A 16,387-nucleotide genomic window follows, 5' to 3' on the forward strand; every position below is an offset into this window, starting at 1 on the left:
AGTTCGTTGGCCGGAATTGATCAAATCCAAAGGGGGAGAATATTCTCCCCCTTTGGATTTTTTTTAGGACCAGAAGAGCACCGCAGGAACAACTCAGATTATATGAGAATATTCTCCCCCTTTGGATTTTTTTTAGGACCCTGCGATCGTTTTTACGGCTTTAAGAGGGGCAATAATTTGGCGTATTGGGAATCGCGGGAGTATTCTTTAAGGGATTCGATGGAGTACGCCGGCAACTGACCACTCTCCCATCGGGCGTAAATGTCATTGAGGACCTTCCGCATCTCCGCTTCATCATCGATATCGGCGGCATAGCCGATCCCTTCGTTCAGGACGATCCTTCTTGCCTCCATGTCCGGCGGCCCGATCACCAGGACAGGCCTTTCGGCCACCATGTAATCGTAAAGCTTCCCGGAGATGACCTCATCCGATCCATCGCGGTCGGAATAAAGGATAAGCAGGATGTCGGAGTCGCGCATGAGGTCTATGGCCTGCGGGTGGCTGACGGGCGGGCTGATGTGCAGTTTGTCCCCCAATCGGTCGCGCCAGGACTGGCTGATCAAGACCGGGCCGACCAGCCGGCATTGGACGGGGTGCGGGAATTCGGATATGATTCGGAAGAAATTGCCTGGATTCATCGTGCTTTCCGGCTGGTCGCTCATCCGGCCGAGGAAACTGATCGTCAAGATTTTGTTTTTGGCCTTGGGGTCGGCGGCCGGGACCGCGTTCCGGTCATAACCGTTGCACATGAGTGTCGCTTTGGATTCCACCGGGGCGATCGTTTGGTGGATTTTGCCCAACATGGGCTGGGAGCAATAGAGAAATCGGTCTGCAGCTGACAAAACGTCCCTTTCGCATTTCGCGTTGAACCATTGGGACACAGGATTTCTTTTTTTGCACAGCCCCCTCGTGTTCCAGCTGTCCCGGTAATCCACCAGCAGTTGGATGCGCTCCTTGAAATGCCTTTTCAATTTAAGGCCGGCCAGCTGCAGGCTGTGGGGCGGGGTCGAGATCAGGACGTTGGGGATGCCGTTGTCCTTAATCAGCCGTTTGGCCTGTTTGACAAAACTGTTGATGAAAAAGACAAAAATGTCCGGGACGCACAGGTCGGGGATGGCGTTCCTGATGAACGACGAAACAGGGTTGTCCGGAGACAGGAGCGAACCGGCCTGGTTTTGGAAGCGCATCTGCTGGTCGTTGTAAAAGGCCTGCCACAGGTTGTCGACGTACGTCACCTTCAGCCGCTTGACTGTGTCTTCGTAGCCGAAATAGCTGATGGGCTTGCCCTTGGCCGCCAGGACATAGACGTCCACGCCGTGGTCGAGGAGGTATTCCGCCATCTTCAGCGTCCTGACGACCCCGCCCAGGGAGTGGTAATAAGGCGGGAAATCGCGGGTGATGATGAGGATTTTGGGAGACATGGGATTTTTAGGAGGTGCCCTTTTTTTGGTTGAAAAAGCCGGGGATCCTATAGGGAATAAATTTTCATCCATGCCGCAAGGTTGATGATCCGCCAGATATTTGCGGTTTTTAAGCTTAAAGGATCATGGAATACCGTGTCCCATTTCTGGAGCAAAAGTTCAACATTGACGTATGGAGTGAGCTTACGGGTGATATAGCCCTTGAGATGGCCGTTGATGTCCTTGAGCCAGAAATATTCCGGGGTGGCAAACCCGATTTTATCCTTTCGGCGTTGAATGGCTGGGGGTAAAATTCCTGCCAGGCATTTTCGGAAGAGATACTTGTTCCACCCGTTGTGTATCTTATAAACGGACGGGACCTGGAACGTATAGTCAATCAAGGGGGCGTCATCCGCCAGTGGCGTCCTCGCTTCCAGGGAGAATCGCATGGAGTTCCTATCTTCATATTTGAGCAGATTGGGAAGGCTGTTTTCCAGGTATGCCTTTAAAGCGGCGTTCAACAATCCCCCGCATTCAGAAGGGACGATGGCGTATCCTTGTGCGGATGGATAGGCCTTGAGAAAATCCTGCGACAAGAACTTTTGGCTGTTGGTGAGCTTGTTAAAAACATTGATCCCGTAGGATGGAAGCCCCCGGCCCAGGAGCAGATCTTGCAAGGCCTTGAAGAGATACCCGCCGTTGAGAGGGGAGTTGGCGAGAAATTTGAGTTCATTGAGATAGCACCGGACGGCCCGGTTTTTCAGGATTTCATTGAAGAAAAATTGATAGTGCGGGGTATATCCCGCAAAGAGCTCATCCCCTCCTTGGCCATCCAGGAGGACCTTGACGCCATGTTCTTTTGCAAGCCGCATGATACAATATTGCGCATAAATGCTCGTAGAGCCGCAGGGTGTATCTTGGGTATAGACAAAGTCCTCGAGATCCTGAAGCAGACCCTGGCTGGTCGGGGTTGTCGTATACCAGGACGTTCGCGTGCTGTTGACAACAATTTTCGCCCATTGGCTTTCATCACATTCAAATCCCGGATAGATCGCTGTGAACGTCTTCTGGGAGGGGCCCAACTGGGCGTAATGTTGGCGTTTTAGCAGATGATTGATGCTGCACACGATCGCGGAGCTGTCCAAGCCGCCGCTCAAGCAGGACCCCACGGGGACATCCGAACGAAGGCGGAGGCGGACGGCGTTAAAGATCAATTCTTCCGTTTTTTGCGAATGCCGGCAAAAACGCGCCTGATCGAAGTCTTCCCAGTCGGGGTTAAACTGGATTTGATAGTAGCGCCATTTTTGAAATACCCCAGAGCGAAGATCGAACGAGAATGAACATGCGGGGGGAATCTCAAAAATATTTTTGAAAAATGTCTCTTCCCCGCTCTCTTTTTCCCATTTCAGATAACCATGGACCTGGGAGTCGTTGATCTCCCGTTTCACGAACGGGAGCGTTAAAAGCGCCTTAATTTCAGATGCAAAGGCAAAATGCGAAGTATCGCTAAAATAATAGAGCGGCTTTACGCCATAACGGTCTCTCGATCCGAAAATGATTTTTTGCCTGCTGTCATAGATGACAAACGCCCACATGCCGTTGAATTTGTGAACGCACTCCCGCCCCCATTGGCGATAGGCCGCCAGTATGACTTCCGTGTCGGTGGATGTTTGAAACCGGTGACCGAGCGCCAGAAGTTCTTCCCGGATTTCTAAGTAGTTATAGATTTCACCGTTGTAGATAATCCAGATGATCTTTTCGGGATCGGACATCGGCTGGTGGCCTGCGGGGGAAAGGTCGAGGATCGAGAGCCGGCGGTGTCCCAGGAACATGCCGGCCTGTCGATGGAACTGTTCGATGCGAAGGTCAGGGGACTGGCTGATGGGGCCTGTGAGCGGGGTGACGTGCCCTCCCGTCCAGTCAACCGCCAGATATCCCTCGTCATCCGGGCCGCGGTGTTCCAGGGCACCCGTCATGGATTTGATGAGGGTCGGATGAAGGTCTTCTTTCCTGGAAATGATGCCGGTTATTCCGCACATGGGATTTATGGGTGGTAAAAGGATCTTGTGATGTTCGCGATTCTTGCGGGATCGTGCCACGTGTTAACGTAATCCATCCCCGCCCGGGCCTTCCGCGACAACAATTCCGGATTTTCCAGATAGAGCGACAGCGTTTCGGTCAGGTTGGCCGGGTTGACGTTGATGACCGCTTCCAAGAGGTCCCGTGCCATGTCCTCCGGGATGAATTTCAGGTCGTCCGTGTTGATGTAGACGGCAACGGCCTTCCCCATGCGCATGGCTTCGACGCTAAAGCCGCCATACCATCCAACCAGCAACTGGTCGATCACCAAATCGGCGTTTTCGTAGATTTTCAGCGCCTCCTCATGGGGGACATTTTGCACGATCTGCACGTCGAGATTGTAACGCGGCCGGAGCCTCCCGATCGATTCCAAAACGAGATCAGTTCCTTTGATCTGTGTGTTGGTGGGGGAATGAACAATTTTGATTTTCGCCTCCCTGAGGCGGAGGGATGGAGTCAGGGAGTTCCAGTTAGCGATGGTATAGGGTAAAAATGAGCTTTTCCCGGATGGAAGATAGTGCAGCAGATCGGGATTGAGCGCAAAGATGTGGTGGGCGTGGCCGGCCATGATGCGGATCCGATGGCGTTTCATATGGTCGGTCAAGCCGCAGAATTTTTTCCCGCAGCAATCCCTGATGGGACACCCCCCTGTCTTTCTTGCTCCCGTTATCTTGAATTTTTGCCGTGCATCGCAACCGTTGTAGGTGACGATCAATTTTTTGCCTTTTGGATAGAATGGCAAGTCCCAATGATGGATGCCGAGACGGCGGAAATCGATCAAGGTGGAACCGAAATTGAAATGGAAGACATCAAACTTCTTCCGGATATCCCAAAACGTTTTTACAGCGCTGAGCGCTATTCCCGGAAAAGCGTTTTTTTCCCAATGGAGGCAAATATCGCTGGGATATTTGAGCCAGTTGTCCCGTGTGACCAATGTCTGGGAATCGAGGCCGAGATCTCTTTCCGCCCGGGACAATCCCCAGGAATTCCCTCCCACGGATGTCGGCAAGTGTAATATTCTCATGCATGGTTCCCAGAGAGGTTTTTTAAATATTCCGTAATCCCATCCTGGAATTTGACGCGTGGGTGAACCAAAAGTTTCGACATTTTCTGGATGTCGGCCACAAGGTTTGGATTTTGTGGCGAAACCGGCTGAATTTTAAAAACAGGCGTTTTCCCAATGGCTTGGCCGATCATATCGGCCATTTGCCGGATTGACAGGATTTCCGGGCCGGCAACGTTGATCTCCTGGCTTTTTTCAAGATCTAAAGCACGGGACAACGCGTGGACGGCATCGAAAACATAAATGGGGTTTATTTTGAGTCCGTCATTCCCTTGCAGGGTGACGGGCTTGCCGTCTCTGACCGAGTTCACCATCCGGGGGATCAGCATGGCGGGCCGCTGCCCTGGCCCATAGACAAAAAAGAACCGCAGGATGATGACCCGCAGGTGTTGACGATAGGCCTGGCAGAGCATTTCAGAGCAGATTTTTGTCGCGGGGTAAAATTCCATTTGTAACGACGGTGAAAAGGGCTCCTCCTTCAAGGGCTGCGCGGAGGTTCCATAAATGCCTCCGGACGAAGCGTAAATGAAGGTTTTTGCCCCGGAGGAACGTGCATGATCCAGCAACGAGAGAGTGCTCAGGGTGTTGACGCGGAAAATCTCTTCTGCGTGTTCTGGGAAGTCCCGGAACCGCTCGGACTGGGCGAGATGAATCACGGCGTCAACTTTGCCCGGCCATTCGGTCCGATTTTCATCCCGGGAAAAATCGCAGGAGATGTGTTGAATGCCCCTGCCCTTTCCCGGGTGGTGCCCGTGCGAGCCTCGTCGGGTAAGCGCAATGATATTCCAGCCCTTGTCTGGTAACTCTCCGAGCAGCTGCGATCCGATTAGGCCGGTCCCCCCGGTCAGCAGGCAGGTTTTCATACAACCCTCCCCAGGATAAGGTTTTTGATCTGCTTGGGCGTCACGACACGGTAAACGAACCCACCGGCAATGATGAGCATCCAGAGAAACAGTTTTGTGGAAATGAGTGCAAGTGAATGAGGGTATGTTTTAAGAACAAGGGCGCAAATGGCGATTGAGCAAATGGTAAGGCTCAGAAAGATCAAGTGGTCATATTGAAATGAAATCGGGTTCAGACGCTGGGAGCAGTATAAGTAAGCGCACGTTAAAACGGCGGATGCGATGCATGTCGCTATGCTTGCTCCCACCGCTCCCCACTGGGGGGTTAGCAGGACATTCAAAATGAAATTGGCGATAGCGGATATCCATGCGCTGATGGAGATGAGATGGGTTTTTCGGGCAAACGTGATCCCCAGGGCCGTGATTTGCGTGGTACCAAGGAAAACGTTGCTGATTAGCAGGAAAATGGTTGGGGTCAAGGCCCCCCAGAACGCGCGGGGTGTTGTGAGTTGGAGAATTTCCTGGCAAAAAAGGATCAGAAGGCTGGCGAAGGCAATCAGGAGAAAAGCCCAGTAGGAAAGCGCGCGGCTGACAATAAGTTTATAGTTCGGGTTTTCCGCGTACGCCTTCAAGATGTATGGTCCCCAGGCGATGGCAAACGCAGAAATAAAAAAATTCAGGATGTTGGAAAAATTAAAGGCCACATTATACAGCCCGACCTCCTGATTCCCCCTGAAGGTTGCCAGGAGCCATTGGTTGAGAGGGACGACCATCCAGCTGGCGATTCCTGCAAGGACAAAAGGGCTTCCGAAGTGCAGGATTTTCTTGGCAATGGAAGAGTTCCAATGGAAACCGATGTCTTTCTTGACAGACCAAAAACCGATGGGGATGGACATCAAGCCCCCGAGGAGGCTGCCGACAAGGATACCCTGGATTTTAAGGTCCAGCTTTAGGACCAGGAAAAGGCCGATCCCGTATCCCAGGACAGTGGACACTAACGTAAACCCGGCGTAGCGCCACGGCCGGAAATGGATTCGCAGGGTGTCGGAGAACAGTTGAATGATCTGTGTGGGGATATTGTTGGCCAGGCCGAGAAGGATCAGGAGCCAGGGCAGTTGATATTTGTGAAAGATCCATCCTTGGAACGGGCTGAGGATGAGCACGGCTGCACATGTCAGGACGATTGACCATACGGACGTGATCCACAGGGCCGTGCTGACCAGCAGCGGGCGCTGGCTTACAGGGATTTCCGATGTGTCCAGGTAATACCGTTGGACGGAGTTGCTCATCCCGATGCTCAGGAAAATGATGACAAAATTGGCCAGCGAGGTGATCAGTGAGAAAATGCCGAATTCTTCGATGGTCAGGACGTTGGCGTACACCAGAAAGACAAAAAACGTCAGCAGCTTCAGGAGAGAATTGCCTATGCCATAAATGAAGATGTCTTTTATGAATTGAGTGGCCATGAGGCTTGGTTATTGCCTGGGAGAAATCCCTATGGAGGAATTGATTTGAGCAAAGACCTTTCCGACAGATTCCAGGGAATGATGCCGGAGGACATATTGTCGGCCTTTTTCACCCAGCCCGGAAAATGTCTGCGGGGATTCTGCCAGGCGCTTGAGCGTTTCCTTTAGGGTTAGAGGGTTGCAATTGATGATTGGAATTTCACCGGGCCGGATGAGTCCTGCGGACGTATAAAAATCGATCAGGTCCGGCCTCAGGTAACATAAGACGGGCTTGCCCATGGACATGGCCTCCAGGGCGAACATGGCATACCAGCCGACAATCAACTGGTCCGCGACAATATCGGCGGTATGGATCATCTCCCGTATTTTATCATTGGGAACTTTTTCGCAGAGGACCAATTCAATGGCAACCCCCTCCGTCCTCAGCTCCTGGACGGCCTTGGTAAAATACGCGGTCCCCTTAATGTTTCTATGGTTTGGAGCATGAAGGATTTTCAACGGTTTTGGGGCGGCCGGCGGGGTGGCGGCCGGCGTCCATTGTTCGGTGTCAATGGAAAAATGACCGAGCATCAGCGTGTCCCAGTGATACATATAGTCGACCCACTCACAGCCGCTGATAATATGATCGGCGTCTCGCGTCCATAAATCAATTCGGGTTTCGATCGTCTTGCGGCGTGACCGGTGGCTTGGGTAATCCATGCTTCTCGTATGCTTGAAAAGCAGGTTGGGGGACCGGGACATTTCTTGCACATCACTGCCATAAGGCATCACGACGACCTTGACACCCGCCAGCCGGTATAAAAGGGGTTCCATCCGCCAAAGGAAGATCGTTTCCATCAATGGCCCGCCGTGAAAATAAATGTAGAGCCCCTGGTACCGGAAAATTGACCGGATGAACAACAGATGCCCCCGGAATGGGGCCAGCAGTCCCTTCAACAGCAAATCGGCGCGGAAATCGAAATCCTGGGTGATGAAGTAAACGCTGTTCACAAACGTTTCGGCGGTGAATCCGGCCCTTTCAAAGGCCCGCTTATGGTAAACGTTGTTAATGAGCGGCTCGGGGCCAAGCCCGACCGAGATGTTTTTCTTAATGGCCCGGGCAAGAAGGCTTAAAAAAATATAAGGGATGACAGCGGCGAGCTCTATGGGGACGAAAACCAATTTGTACAGGACTCTTTTCATAAGTGTCAGCGGCCCCCCTTTGCGAAGGTGAGAAAGACGAGGTCTTGATTATGATAAGAATAGTCGTCGCACACGAACCCTTCTTTTTTGAACAATTTGATGATTTCTTTGGGGTTTTCATTGAAAGCATGAAAGGGGTCTATGGCGCCATCGGGTATATAAAATACGGTGTAATTGGGGTAAACATAAAATTTATTGACGCGATAGGGGACATTGGTTTTTTTAAAACTGGGCGGGCATAAAAATTGCAAAATAGAGGTTTTGAGATTACGCAAGAAAGATTTGCTTCTGTCCCCCATCCAAATGAGGATTTTGCCATTTCTCACGAGAATCCTTTTTGTCTCCAGTATTGTTTTTTGCAGGGAGCAGACATGATCCAGGCTGGTGGCAAAAACGACGGCATCAAGGCTTTCGTCTGTAAAGGGCAGAAACTCGGTGCATCCTGTAATCCGGGTCCCCCGGAAAGACCGGTTCTCGATGGGGTCGATGCCGAACAATTCAAACTGTGATTCCGGAGGGAATTGAAGATATCCCGGAAGCTCCAGCACCCCACAGCCTGCGTCCAGGACCCTCCCTCCCTTGATTTTCGACAGGATATAATCCCGGAACAAAGCAACGTCATCTCTTCCGGGGAGCGAGAGCGACCCTTCTTTGAGGAAAATGTAGCTCAGATAGCCGTTGTTGTTCAGGGCCTTATTCAAAAGATATTTTTCCTTAAATTCTTCGAGAAGCAACTGGTCATACCCGTATTGCAGGTAATTCCGGTCAACAATGTATTTGAACTGACAATTGTTGCAGCTGATTTCTGAGGGCCGGTCCAGGGATACGTTGATGGGTGATCGGCAGCTCACGCATTGGAAGATGTTTGTCATAGGGCGGTTTTTCAGCGTGATTCTACGAAATGCAGATGGCTCTTGCCAAGTAAAAAGATTTGGCACCACAATTCAAAGCACAGCAAAGACCAGACGAAAAGTCTCCGGTTCACTTTGCTTTCAATGTGCTCATCGATCAAAGTTTTAACCGTTTTATAATCGAAATAATTGTATATGGCGGCTTTCGGATTTAAGAGAAGCTCTTTGACATAGTTGATGCTCTCGCCCTTGAACCAGCTGGCGTCAGGTCCGCTGAAACCCTGTTTGAAGCGGTCTCCGGAGTCCCCGATGTATTTCCCAAGGACTTGGTGAAGGATCATTTTTCCGTCACGCATCTTCTCGAAATATTTATGCCTTTTCGCCAATTCGTCCTCATCGATGTTCAGGTACTGGTCAACGTTCCGGAGCTTAAGGCGGATGGGGATTTTGCTGGAGAAATCCACCAGGTCGTTGTCCAGGAACGGCACGCGCACTTCAAGGCCATGCGCCATGCTGAGCTTGTCCTCAACGATCAGCAGGCCGTGAAGAAAGGTCTTGGCTTCGAAATAGAGCGAATTGTTGACGTAATCTTCGGGAGACTGCGGAACGACGTGTCGGTCGCGGTAGACAGATTTGAAGATATCTTCGGTCCAGACGTGCTTCACCTTGTCCCAGATCGGCGCGAAGAGTTCCTTCAAGGTTTTATTGGGCACCAGCCGTTGCCAGTATTTGTAATATCCCTGGATATAATCGGTGAACGTTTTGCTGTTGACGGTCCGGTAGTAGCGCCAGGGGTATCCCGCAAACAATTCGTCCCCTCCCCCGCCGGAAAAGCAGACTTTGACAAAACGGGAGGCGAGTTTGGCTGCATAAAAATTGGGATAACTTTGTCCGAGACGCAGATCTTCCAGCGACCAGACCAGGTGGGGCAGGCAGCGTTTCATGTCCCCGGCCTTCAGAACCATCTCGTAATGTTCGGTCTGGTAGAGATACGAAATGTGTTCCGCCTTCTGCCGTTCATCGAATGACAACTCCAGCCCTGAGGCCGAGGAAAGGTCGAAGCCGATGCAGAAGGTTTTCAACTCCTTGAATGTCTGGGACGCAATGGCGACGATGGATCCGGAATCGACCCCCCCGCTCAAATAAGAACCAACCTCCACATCGCTGACCAGTTGCCGGCGGACGGCTTGCTGGACAAGCTTGTCGCACTCCTCGAGGTATTCCTCCGGCTTCTTTGGGCCAGTTTCCTCGAAGAAATGGAAATCCCAGTATTCCTTGAGAACGATCGAGCCGTCCGGGAGGATCTGCATGAATTGCCCCGGAGGCAGGAGTGCGACGCCCTGGAAGAGTGTTTTATGGGTAAACGTGTTCTGAAACGTGAAATATTCGAGAAGGGCCTCATGGTCCAGGGCCGCCTTAAAATCAGGATGCTGCAGGAACGCCTTGATCTCCGAAGCGAAGAGCAGGACATCCTTGCCCTTCCAATAGTACAAAGGTTTGATGCCGTAACGGTCCCGGGCCAGCGTCACGGTCTTTTTGCGTTTGTCCCAAACAGCGAATGCGAACATGCCGTTGAAATACTGCAGGGATTTCAGCCCCCAGGCCACAAACGACTTGAGGACGACCTCTGTGTCGCATGCGGATTGGAACCCAACGCCTGCCTCTTTGAGCTTGCCCCGCAATTCCTGGAAATTATAAATTTCCCCATTATAGGTAATCGTGTAATTCCCGTCTTCCGTCAACATGGGTTGATGTCCGGCGCTGGAAAGGTCAATGATGGAAAGACGGCGGTGTCCCAGGCCAATGGATGCGTCGATGTGCGTCCCCCGGTCGTTCGGGCCGCGATGGGCCAGAGCATCGGTCATTGCCCAGAGGTGCTGCGAGGAGACGGGCTTTTTATTGAGGTTGATGATCCCGGCTATTCCGCACATCAGGAAGTCCCCTTCGGACAAAGCGGTTGACGCCATTTTCCATTCATGGCGAGTGGTGGGCGTTTCACGAGACCGCGGCCTTGTTGCGCTTCCGCTGAACGGTTTCCATGTGTGTTTTACGCCATTCGATGAGCTTTTGCAGCCCTTCCCTCAATTCCACGGTGTATTGAAAGCCAATTTCCTTTTTGGCCTTCTGGGGGCACCCCACGCGGTTTTTTACGAACGTTGTCCCCGCGGGTTCAAAGTGAATGTGGCATGAGGAGTTTGTCAGTTCGATCAGCATCTGCGTGATCTCCTTGACGGTGGTTTTTATACCGGTCCCCACGTTGTAGAAGGAATCGGCAGCGTCGGATTTCATGGCGCAAACATTGGCTTTGGCGCAATCCTTGACGTAAACGAAGTCATAGGCCTGAGATCCATCCCCGTAAACGACGGGTGGCAGTCCTTGGTCAAGCCGGTCCAGGATTTTCATCATGACGGCAATGTAGGCGCCTTTATAGTCCTGCCGCGGGCCGTAGACATTCATATAGCGTAGACCCGCATAGGGGAGTTTATAACGGTTGTAGAAAGACCGGCACATGTGTTCCCCTGCGATCTTGGTCGCCCCGTAAAAGGTCGTATTGTTATACGGGTGGTTTTCTGTCATGGGTTCCTCAACGGCGTCGCCGTAGACGGACGCGGAGGAGGAGTAAACGAGGCGCTTGACCTGATTTTTCACACAGGCTTCCAGGACATTGAATGTTCCGCGGATGTTGACGTCAAATGCCGCGCGGGGATACTCATAGCATTGCAGGAGCCAGAGTGCTGCAAAGTGGAACACGCCGTCAACCCCTTTGAGGGCCGCGTCCAGAATGTCGGTTTGCAGGATATCTCCCCCGGCGTCAAATATCTTGCACCGTTTGTCCGTTAGCGCTATTTCAAGGTTTTCTTCGCTGCCGCGCGTGAAATTATCAAAAACTAGGATTTCCTTCACGTCTTCTTTGAGCAGTCCTTCAACCGTATGGGAGCCGATAAGGCCAGCCCCGCCGATCACCAGAATTCTCTTGCCATTGATGTCCATGACGTCTCCTTTAACGACTGATTTTGGGCCCTGTGAGCTAAGGGGTTTTGGCTTCTTTTTTCATGGTTTGAGGCGCTCGAACCAGTATGGCCGCTGGGGGGATGGCAGGAAATAGGGTTTGGCCGAGCACCCTTCCTTGCAGCCGCGTATAAAAATTTCGGTGTGACGGATGGTTTGGTCCACGACAGGGAACCCCAGCCGGTTCAGCCATGTTTTGATCGTTTCAAATTTAAACCTTTCGTTGATCAGTGGCGAATAGATATCAAAAAAATTGTGGCAGTTCTTTCTGCCGAAAATGCGTTCCAGGATTTTCTGTTTTTGGGGGAAAGGGAAAGGCGCAAGGAGCGATCGCAATAGGTGTAATAGGGATTTTCGAACAAAAGAAAGAGAATCCGTGCCGTACAGATAAAGATAAATAACCCCGTTGTCTTTGACGAGATGAGCAATGTTGCAAAGGGCTTGGTGGGTGTCTCCCGTATGGTGTAAAACTCCCCATGAAAAAACAAGATCGAACTTTTTTCCCCGCAGATCCTCGGAAATATTCAGCAGGTCCTCTTTTTTGAGGTTTAAGTTTGATGTCATATCAAGGGAGGACTGGGAATCCCGGACATGTTGGAGAGCCGCATCGCTGTAGTCAACGGCTGTGACCCTGGCCCCCAGCTTCAGGAAACCATGCGTCCATCGGCCGTTCCCGCAACCTGCATCAAGGACCTCTTTGCCGGGAAACCAGTCTTGGTGGATGCAGAGTTCCTCCTGGGACAGGATTCTGGGAACATCTGCGGCGAAGGCTTGGTCGGACAACAGACCTGTTCCCGATGGAAGGTTTTTCCACTGGTAGTCGAAGCTGTCCAGTGTCTGTTTTTTTAGTAGATTTGTGATCATTGGGCAGCGGATTTTTTAACGGTTTCGTAGATCAATTGGATCTCCGGAGCGCTAAACAAGGGCTCGATCGGCAGGCTGAGGACCTCGCTGACCGCGCGTTCAGCTTCGGGCAGTCCGTTGAACGTTTCGCTCCGGGCTGCAAACACTTTCATTTTATTCAGGGTGACGGGGTAATAAATCATCGTGTCGACACCGGCCTCTTTCAATATCTTTTGCAGGGCGTCTCTTCGTCCCCCTTCCACCCGGATCGTATACTGGTGAAACACATGGCCAGGAACGGATTGGGGCGTAACGATTCCCGTTGCGCCGGCAATGGCTTTGCTATAACTGTCCGCGATGGCGCGCCGCTGATTGTTAAAATGGTCGATGTGCTTCAATTTGGCAGCCAGGACGGCCGCCTGCAGCGTGTCCAGGCGGGCGTTGTATCCGATGTGGTCCACATTATATTTGTCTTTTCCTCCGTGCTTGAGGAGCATGCGGACCAGGTCCGCCAGTCCGGGGTCATTGGTTGACACCATCCCCCCGTCGCCGAATCCGCCAAGATTCTTACTGGGGAAGAAACTGTAGGCCCCGCAATCTCCGATCGTCCCTGCTTTTTTGCCGTTCCAACTGGCCCCGAAGGCCTGGGCAACGTCTTCAATCACAAAAAGGTTGTGTTGGCGGGCGATGTCCATGATGGCGTCCATTTCACAGGACCGTCCGTAAAGGTGTACGGGAATGATGCCCACGACGCCCGGCATCTCTTTGAGGCAACGGGACACCAGGACCGGGTCGATGTTGAACGTTTTGGGGTGGATGTCGACAAAGACCGGTGTTGCCCCGGACCGTAAAATGGCGTCTCCGGTGGCCGTGAACGTAAACGGGGTCGTGATGATTTTGTCGTTTCGAGTGAAGTATTCCTCCCCTTTCCGTTTGATGGCCAAGGCACGCAGGGCCAGGACCAGAGCATCGGTGCCGGAAGACGCTCCGATGCAATGCTTGGTTTCCAGGTAAGCGGCGGCCTTCTCTTCCAATTCTTTGACTTCCGGCCCGAGTATCCATTTTTGGTGATCCAGGCATTTCCGGATCGCCGCGTCAATGTCGGCCTTCATGAACTCATACTCGCGTTTGAGATCCAGCATCGGGATGGGCATTATAACGTCTCCTTCACGACCACCAAGCGCCGCTTTTCGATGGTGTAGTGGCTTTGGCAGTTCTTGCATGTAAAATTCTTTAAAGTTTTCGATCCCCGGAGCGGCGCGCCGCATTTGCATGCCCAGCCAACGTGCCTGGCAGGGACGCCGACCACGATGGAATAGTCAGCCACGTCTTCCTTCACCACGGCCCCGGCGCCGACCAGGGCGTAACGCCCGATGGTGGCTCCGCAGATGATGGTGGCATTGGCGCCGATCGTGGCCCCGGTCTTGACCAAGGTCGGGAGAAATTCGTGCTTGCGTTCGACAAAGGCGCGGGGATTATACACGTTTGTGAACACGCAGGACGGTCCGCAGAAAACGCCGTCCTCGAGGGTGACCCCCTTGTACACGGAAACATTGTTCTGGATCTTGCAGGTGTTACCGATAATAACATCTGGCCCGATGACGACGTTTTGACCGATGATGCAGTGGTCGCCGATCGTAGACCCTCCCAGGATATGGGAAAAGTGCCAAATTTTTGTTTTTGCCCCGATCCGCACATTTTCGTCAACGCAGGCGGTCGGATGCGCGAAATATGACGGTCCGGTGTCCACGGGTCAGTCCTTTCTTAAATTCCGTTCGGCCTGTTCCAGCACCTTGAGCACGCGCAGCCCTTCTTCCCCGTCTGTCTTGGGTTTCTGCCGAGTCATGACACATGTGTAAAAGTGCTGCAACTCTTCCTTGAGCGGCTCGAGAGTGTCGATGGGGACGGGGTTACATTCGGCCTTCTGCGCCACAGGGATCTTCCCGTCTTCCCACCGGATCTGGTGGGGATAGAGAAACAGTTTTTCTTTGGACATGTCGTCGAAAACCGCCATGCTGTTGGACCCGATGACGACCAGCTTCTGCTCCTTGAACGGGTGCAGCCAACTGACGAAAACATGCGCTTTAATTTTGTTCCGGAACTCGAGGTGCGTGAGGGTGATATCGAAAATCCCGTCGTTCAGGTAGCTCTCCCCTTCACAGGAAACTTTTTGGGGTTCCTCCCCGGCCAACATCAGGATCACGGAAATATCATGCGGGGCAAAGCTCCAGAGGATATTCTCCTCCACGCGGAGTTTGCCGATGTTGAGACGGTTGGAATAAATATACTGGACCTTGCCCAGAACTCCCGTTTTGATCAGCTCCTTCAATTTAATGACCGCGGGATGGAACTGGAGGATGTGCCCGACCATCAGGATTTTGCCGTTCGATTGGGAGAGACGGACCAGTTCCTCCCCCTGGGCGTAGGTCAGGGCCAGAGGCTTTTCGACAAAAACGTCTTTGCCGGCGTTCAGCGCCCTTTTGACCAGATCATAATGGGTCGCCGCCGGGGTGGAAATGACAAGGGCGGGGATTTGCGGATCGCTGAAGATGGAATCAAAGTCGGAAACGAATTTCGCCCCGGGGAACTGCTTGGCGTGCTGGTCGAGGAGCCCCTGGTTGGTGTCGCAGGCCGTGTGCAGGATGCCCAACTCGGAGAGATTGCGCAGGATATTTTTTCCCCAGTACCCGAGACCCAGGATCCCGACTTTCGGTTGATTTTCAACGGTGTTTGACATGCGGTTGTCCTTGTCTGAAATATTTATTGATATAGGATGACAATGATGAAAGCGATCCAGAAAATGATGTTCAGCATAAAGGATTTATCAGAAAACAGGATTTCCCCCGGTTCATCCCCCAGCTTGCGGATATGGACCAGGTATAAATACCGGAAGATTCCGTAAATTACGAAAGTGACGGAGTAGACCATATTGTGGTTGTTGATCCGGGCTGTGATATCCGGGGAGATTGTATAAAGGCCGTAAAACGTGATGGCCAGAGTCGAGCAGATGACGATGATCTGATCCAGCAGCTGGGTCGAATAGTCTCCAAGGACCTTGCGGTGCCCTGCCGCGACATCTTTGAGCGTTGTCAATTCGTGCCGCCGTTTGTTGAACCCCAGAAACAGGGCCAGGATAAACACGCACATCTGGAGCCAAATCGACGGCAGGACGCCGGAGGCGTAGGCCCCGGCCCATATCCGCATTTGGAAACCCAAGGCGATGAAGATGACGTCCAGGATGACAACATGTTTGGTCAGGTAGTTATAGACCAGGTGGATCATGATGAAAATGACAGCGGTAAATAAGACCCCTCTGTCGACCTGCTGGCAGACCCAGAGACCGGAGGCGATCAGGACCAGGACCGCCGCCCCGATGACATCCCCGCGGATTTTCAATTTCGCCAGGGGGCGCTGCGATTTCTTGGGGTGGAGTCGGTCTTTGTCCCGGTCCAGGAAGTCGTTGAGGATGTAGATTCCGCTGGAGATCAGGCAGAATCCGCAAAAGGTCAGCAAGCAGTTCAGGGCCGCTGTTTTATGGAAGAGGTATCCGGAGTATATCAGTGGGAAGAAAATGAAGGAATTTTTCGCCCATTGTTTAACTCTTAGTAATCTTAGTATTAATAGCATTCGTGCCTCTTTCCAGCTCCCCCAT

The 16,387-nt window shown here is 52.2% G+C and carries 14 protein-coding genes; all 14 read right to left on the reverse strand.

The features are described 5' to 3' along the window. Nucleotides 1-152 precede the first annotated feature (152 nt). The 14 genes from Q8Q08_10710 to Q8Q08_10775 all read right to left on the reverse strand — a co-directional run bounded on the left by Q8Q08_10710 (nt 153) and on the right by Q8Q08_10775 (nt 16,362). Nucleotides 153-1,421: a hypothetical protein gene (locus Q8Q08_10710; GenBank protein MDP2654482.1), complete on the reverse strand. Its 1,269-nt coding sequence runs from the start codon at nt 1,419-1,421 to the stop codon at nt 153-155. Between the two features lie 47 nt (nt 1,422-1,468). Next, on the reverse strand, nt 1,469-3,439 hold the full coding sequence (gene asnB / locus Q8Q08_10715) for an asparagine synthase (glutamine-hydrolyzing) (GenBank protein ID MDP2654483.1): 1,971 nt from the start codon (nt 3,437-3,439) through the stop codon (nt 1,469-1,471). A 5-nt stretch (nt 3,440-3,444) separates the two neighbouring features. Next, nucleotides 3,445-4,503 (reverse strand): hypothetical protein, encoded by a 1,059-nt coding sequence (locus Q8Q08_10720; GenBank protein ID MDP2654484.1) that lies wholly within the window; start codon nt 4,501-4,503, stop codon nt 3,445-3,447. Continuing rightward, nucleotides 4,500-5,405, reverse strand: coding sequence for an NAD(P)-dependent oxidoreductase (locus Q8Q08_10725; GenBank protein MDP2654485.1), 906 nt, complete (start codon nt 5,403-5,405; stop codon nt 4,500-4,502). The genes Q8Q08_10720 and Q8Q08_10725 overlap by 4 nt, the downstream gene beginning before the upstream one ends. Next, nucleotides 5,402-6,850 (reverse strand): oligosaccharide flippase family protein, encoded by a 1,449-nt coding sequence (locus Q8Q08_10730; GenBank protein MDP2654486.1) that lies wholly within the window; start codon nt 6,848-6,850, stop codon nt 5,402-5,404. The genes Q8Q08_10725 and Q8Q08_10730 overlap by 4 nt, the downstream gene beginning before the upstream one ends. A gap of 9 nt (nt 6,851-6,859) precedes the next feature. Beyond that, nucleotides 6,860-8,032 (reverse strand): hypothetical protein, encoded by a 1,173-nt coding sequence (locus tag Q8Q08_10735; protein ID MDP2654487.1) that lies wholly within the window; start codon nt 8,030-8,032, stop codon nt 6,860-6,862. A gap of 5 nt (nt 8,033-8,037) precedes the next feature. Next, on the reverse strand, nt 8,038-8,904 hold the full coding sequence (locus tag Q8Q08_10740) for a methyltransferase domain-containing protein (GenBank protein MDP2654488.1): 867 nt from the start codon (nt 8,902-8,904) through the stop codon (nt 8,038-8,040). 11 nt (nt 8,905-8,915) lie between these two features. Next, a complete protein-coding gene (gene asnB, locus Q8Q08_10745; protein MDP2654489.1) occupies nt 8,916-10,814 on the reverse strand; it encodes an asparagine synthase (glutamine-hydrolyzing) in 1,899 nt (632 codons plus the stop codon). Nucleotides 10,815-10,878: 64 nt separating this feature from the next. Continuing rightward, nucleotides 10,879-11,874: an NAD-dependent epimerase/dehydratase family protein gene (locus Q8Q08_10750; GenBank protein MDP2654490.1), complete on the reverse strand. Its 996-nt coding sequence runs from the start codon at nt 11,872-11,874 to the stop codon at nt 10,879-10,881. 60 nt (nt 11,875-11,934) lie between these two features. Continuing rightward, nucleotides 11,935-12,756 (reverse strand): class I SAM-dependent methyltransferase, encoded by an 822-nt coding sequence (locus tag Q8Q08_10755; GenBank protein MDP2654491.1) that lies wholly within the window; start codon nt 12,754-12,756, stop codon nt 11,935-11,937. Then, a complete protein-coding gene (locus Q8Q08_10760) occupies nt 12,753-13,889 on the reverse strand; it encodes a DegT/DnrJ/EryC1/StrS family aminotransferase (protein MDP2654492.1) in 1,137 nt (378 codons plus the stop codon). The genes Q8Q08_10755 and Q8Q08_10760 overlap by 4 nt, the downstream gene beginning before the upstream one ends. Beyond that, nucleotides 13,889-14,485, reverse strand: coding sequence for an acyltransferase (locus Q8Q08_10765; GenBank protein MDP2654493.1), 597 nt, complete (start codon nt 14,483-14,485; stop codon nt 13,889-13,891). The genes Q8Q08_10760 and Q8Q08_10765 overlap by 1 nt, the downstream gene beginning before the upstream one ends. A 3-nt stretch (nt 14,486-14,488) precedes the next feature. Continuing rightward, nucleotides 14,489-15,472 carry a Gfo/Idh/MocA family oxidoreductase gene (locus Q8Q08_10770; protein MDP2654494.1) on the reverse strand — a complete coding sequence of 328 codons (984 nt, stop codon included), beginning with the start codon at nt 15,470-15,472 and terminating at the stop codon, nt 14,489-14,491. A gap of 23 nt (nt 15,473-15,495) precedes the next feature. Then, nucleotides 15,496-16,362 (reverse strand): decaprenyl-phosphate phosphoribosyltransferase, encoded by an 867-nt coding sequence (locus tag Q8Q08_10775; GenBank protein ID MDP2654495.1) that lies wholly within the window; start codon nt 16,360-16,362, stop codon nt 15,496-15,498. Nucleotides 16,363-16,387 lie beyond the last annotated feature (25 nt).

The organism is Candidatus Omnitrophota bacterium, from assembly GCA_030688425.1.
Taxonomy (GTDB): domain Bacteria; phylum Omnitrophota; class Gorgyraeia; order Zapsychrales; family JANLHA01; genus JAUYIB01.

What these genes read in the sequence shown, in the direction of transcription:
- Q8Q08_10710 (MDP2654482.1), bottom strand. Translation starts at nt 1,421, where the DNA reads ATGTCTCCCAAAATCCTCATCATCACCCGCGATTTCCCGCCTTATTAC.
- asnB (MDP2654483.1), bottom strand. Translation starts at nt 3,439, where the DNA reads ATGTGCGGAATAACCGGCATCATTTCCAGGAAAGAAGACCTTCATCCG.
- Q8Q08_10720 (MDP2654484.1), bottom strand. Translation starts at nt 4,503, where the DNA reads ATGAGAATATTACACTTGCCGACATCCGTGGGAGGGAATTCCTGGGGA.
- Q8Q08_10725 (MDP2654485.1), bottom strand. Translation starts at nt 5,405, where the DNA reads ATGAAAACCTGCCTGCTGACCGGGGGGACCGGCCTAATCGGATCGCAG.
- Q8Q08_10730 (MDP2654486.1), bottom strand. Translation starts at nt 6,850, where the DNA reads ATGGCCACTCAATTCATAAAAGACATCTTCATTTATGGCATAGGCAAT.
- Q8Q08_10735 (MDP2654487.1), bottom strand. Translation starts at nt 8,032, where the DNA reads ATGAAAAGAGTCCTGTACAAATTGGTTTTCGTCCCCATAGAGCTCGCC.
- Q8Q08_10740 (MDP2654488.1), bottom strand. Translation starts at nt 8,904, where the DNA reads ATGACAAACATCTTCCAATGCGTGAGCTGCCGATCACCCATCAACGTA.
- asnB (MDP2654489.1), bottom strand. Translation starts at nt 10,814, where the DNA reads ATGTGCGGAATAGCCGGGATCATCAACCTCAATAAAAAGCCCGTCTCC.
- Q8Q08_10750 (MDP2654490.1), bottom strand. Translation starts at nt 11,874, where the DNA reads ATGGACATCAATGGCAAGAGAATTCTGGTGATCGGCGGGGCTGGCCTT.
- Q8Q08_10755 (MDP2654491.1), bottom strand. Translation starts at nt 12,756, where the DNA reads ATGATCACAAATCTACTAAAAAAACAGACACTGGACAGCTTCGACTAC.
- Q8Q08_10760 (MDP2654492.1), bottom strand. Translation starts at nt 13,889, where the DNA reads ATGCCCATCCCGATGCTGGATCTCAAACGCGAGTATGAGTTCATGAAG.
- Q8Q08_10770 (MDP2654494.1), bottom strand. Translation starts at nt 15,472, where the DNA reads ATGTCAAACACCGTTGAAAATCAACCGAAAGTCGGGATCCTGGGTCTC.
- Q8Q08_10775 (MDP2654495.1), bottom strand. Translation starts at nt 16,362, where the DNA reads ATGCTATTAATACTAAGATTACTAAGAGTTAAACAATGGGCGAAAAAT.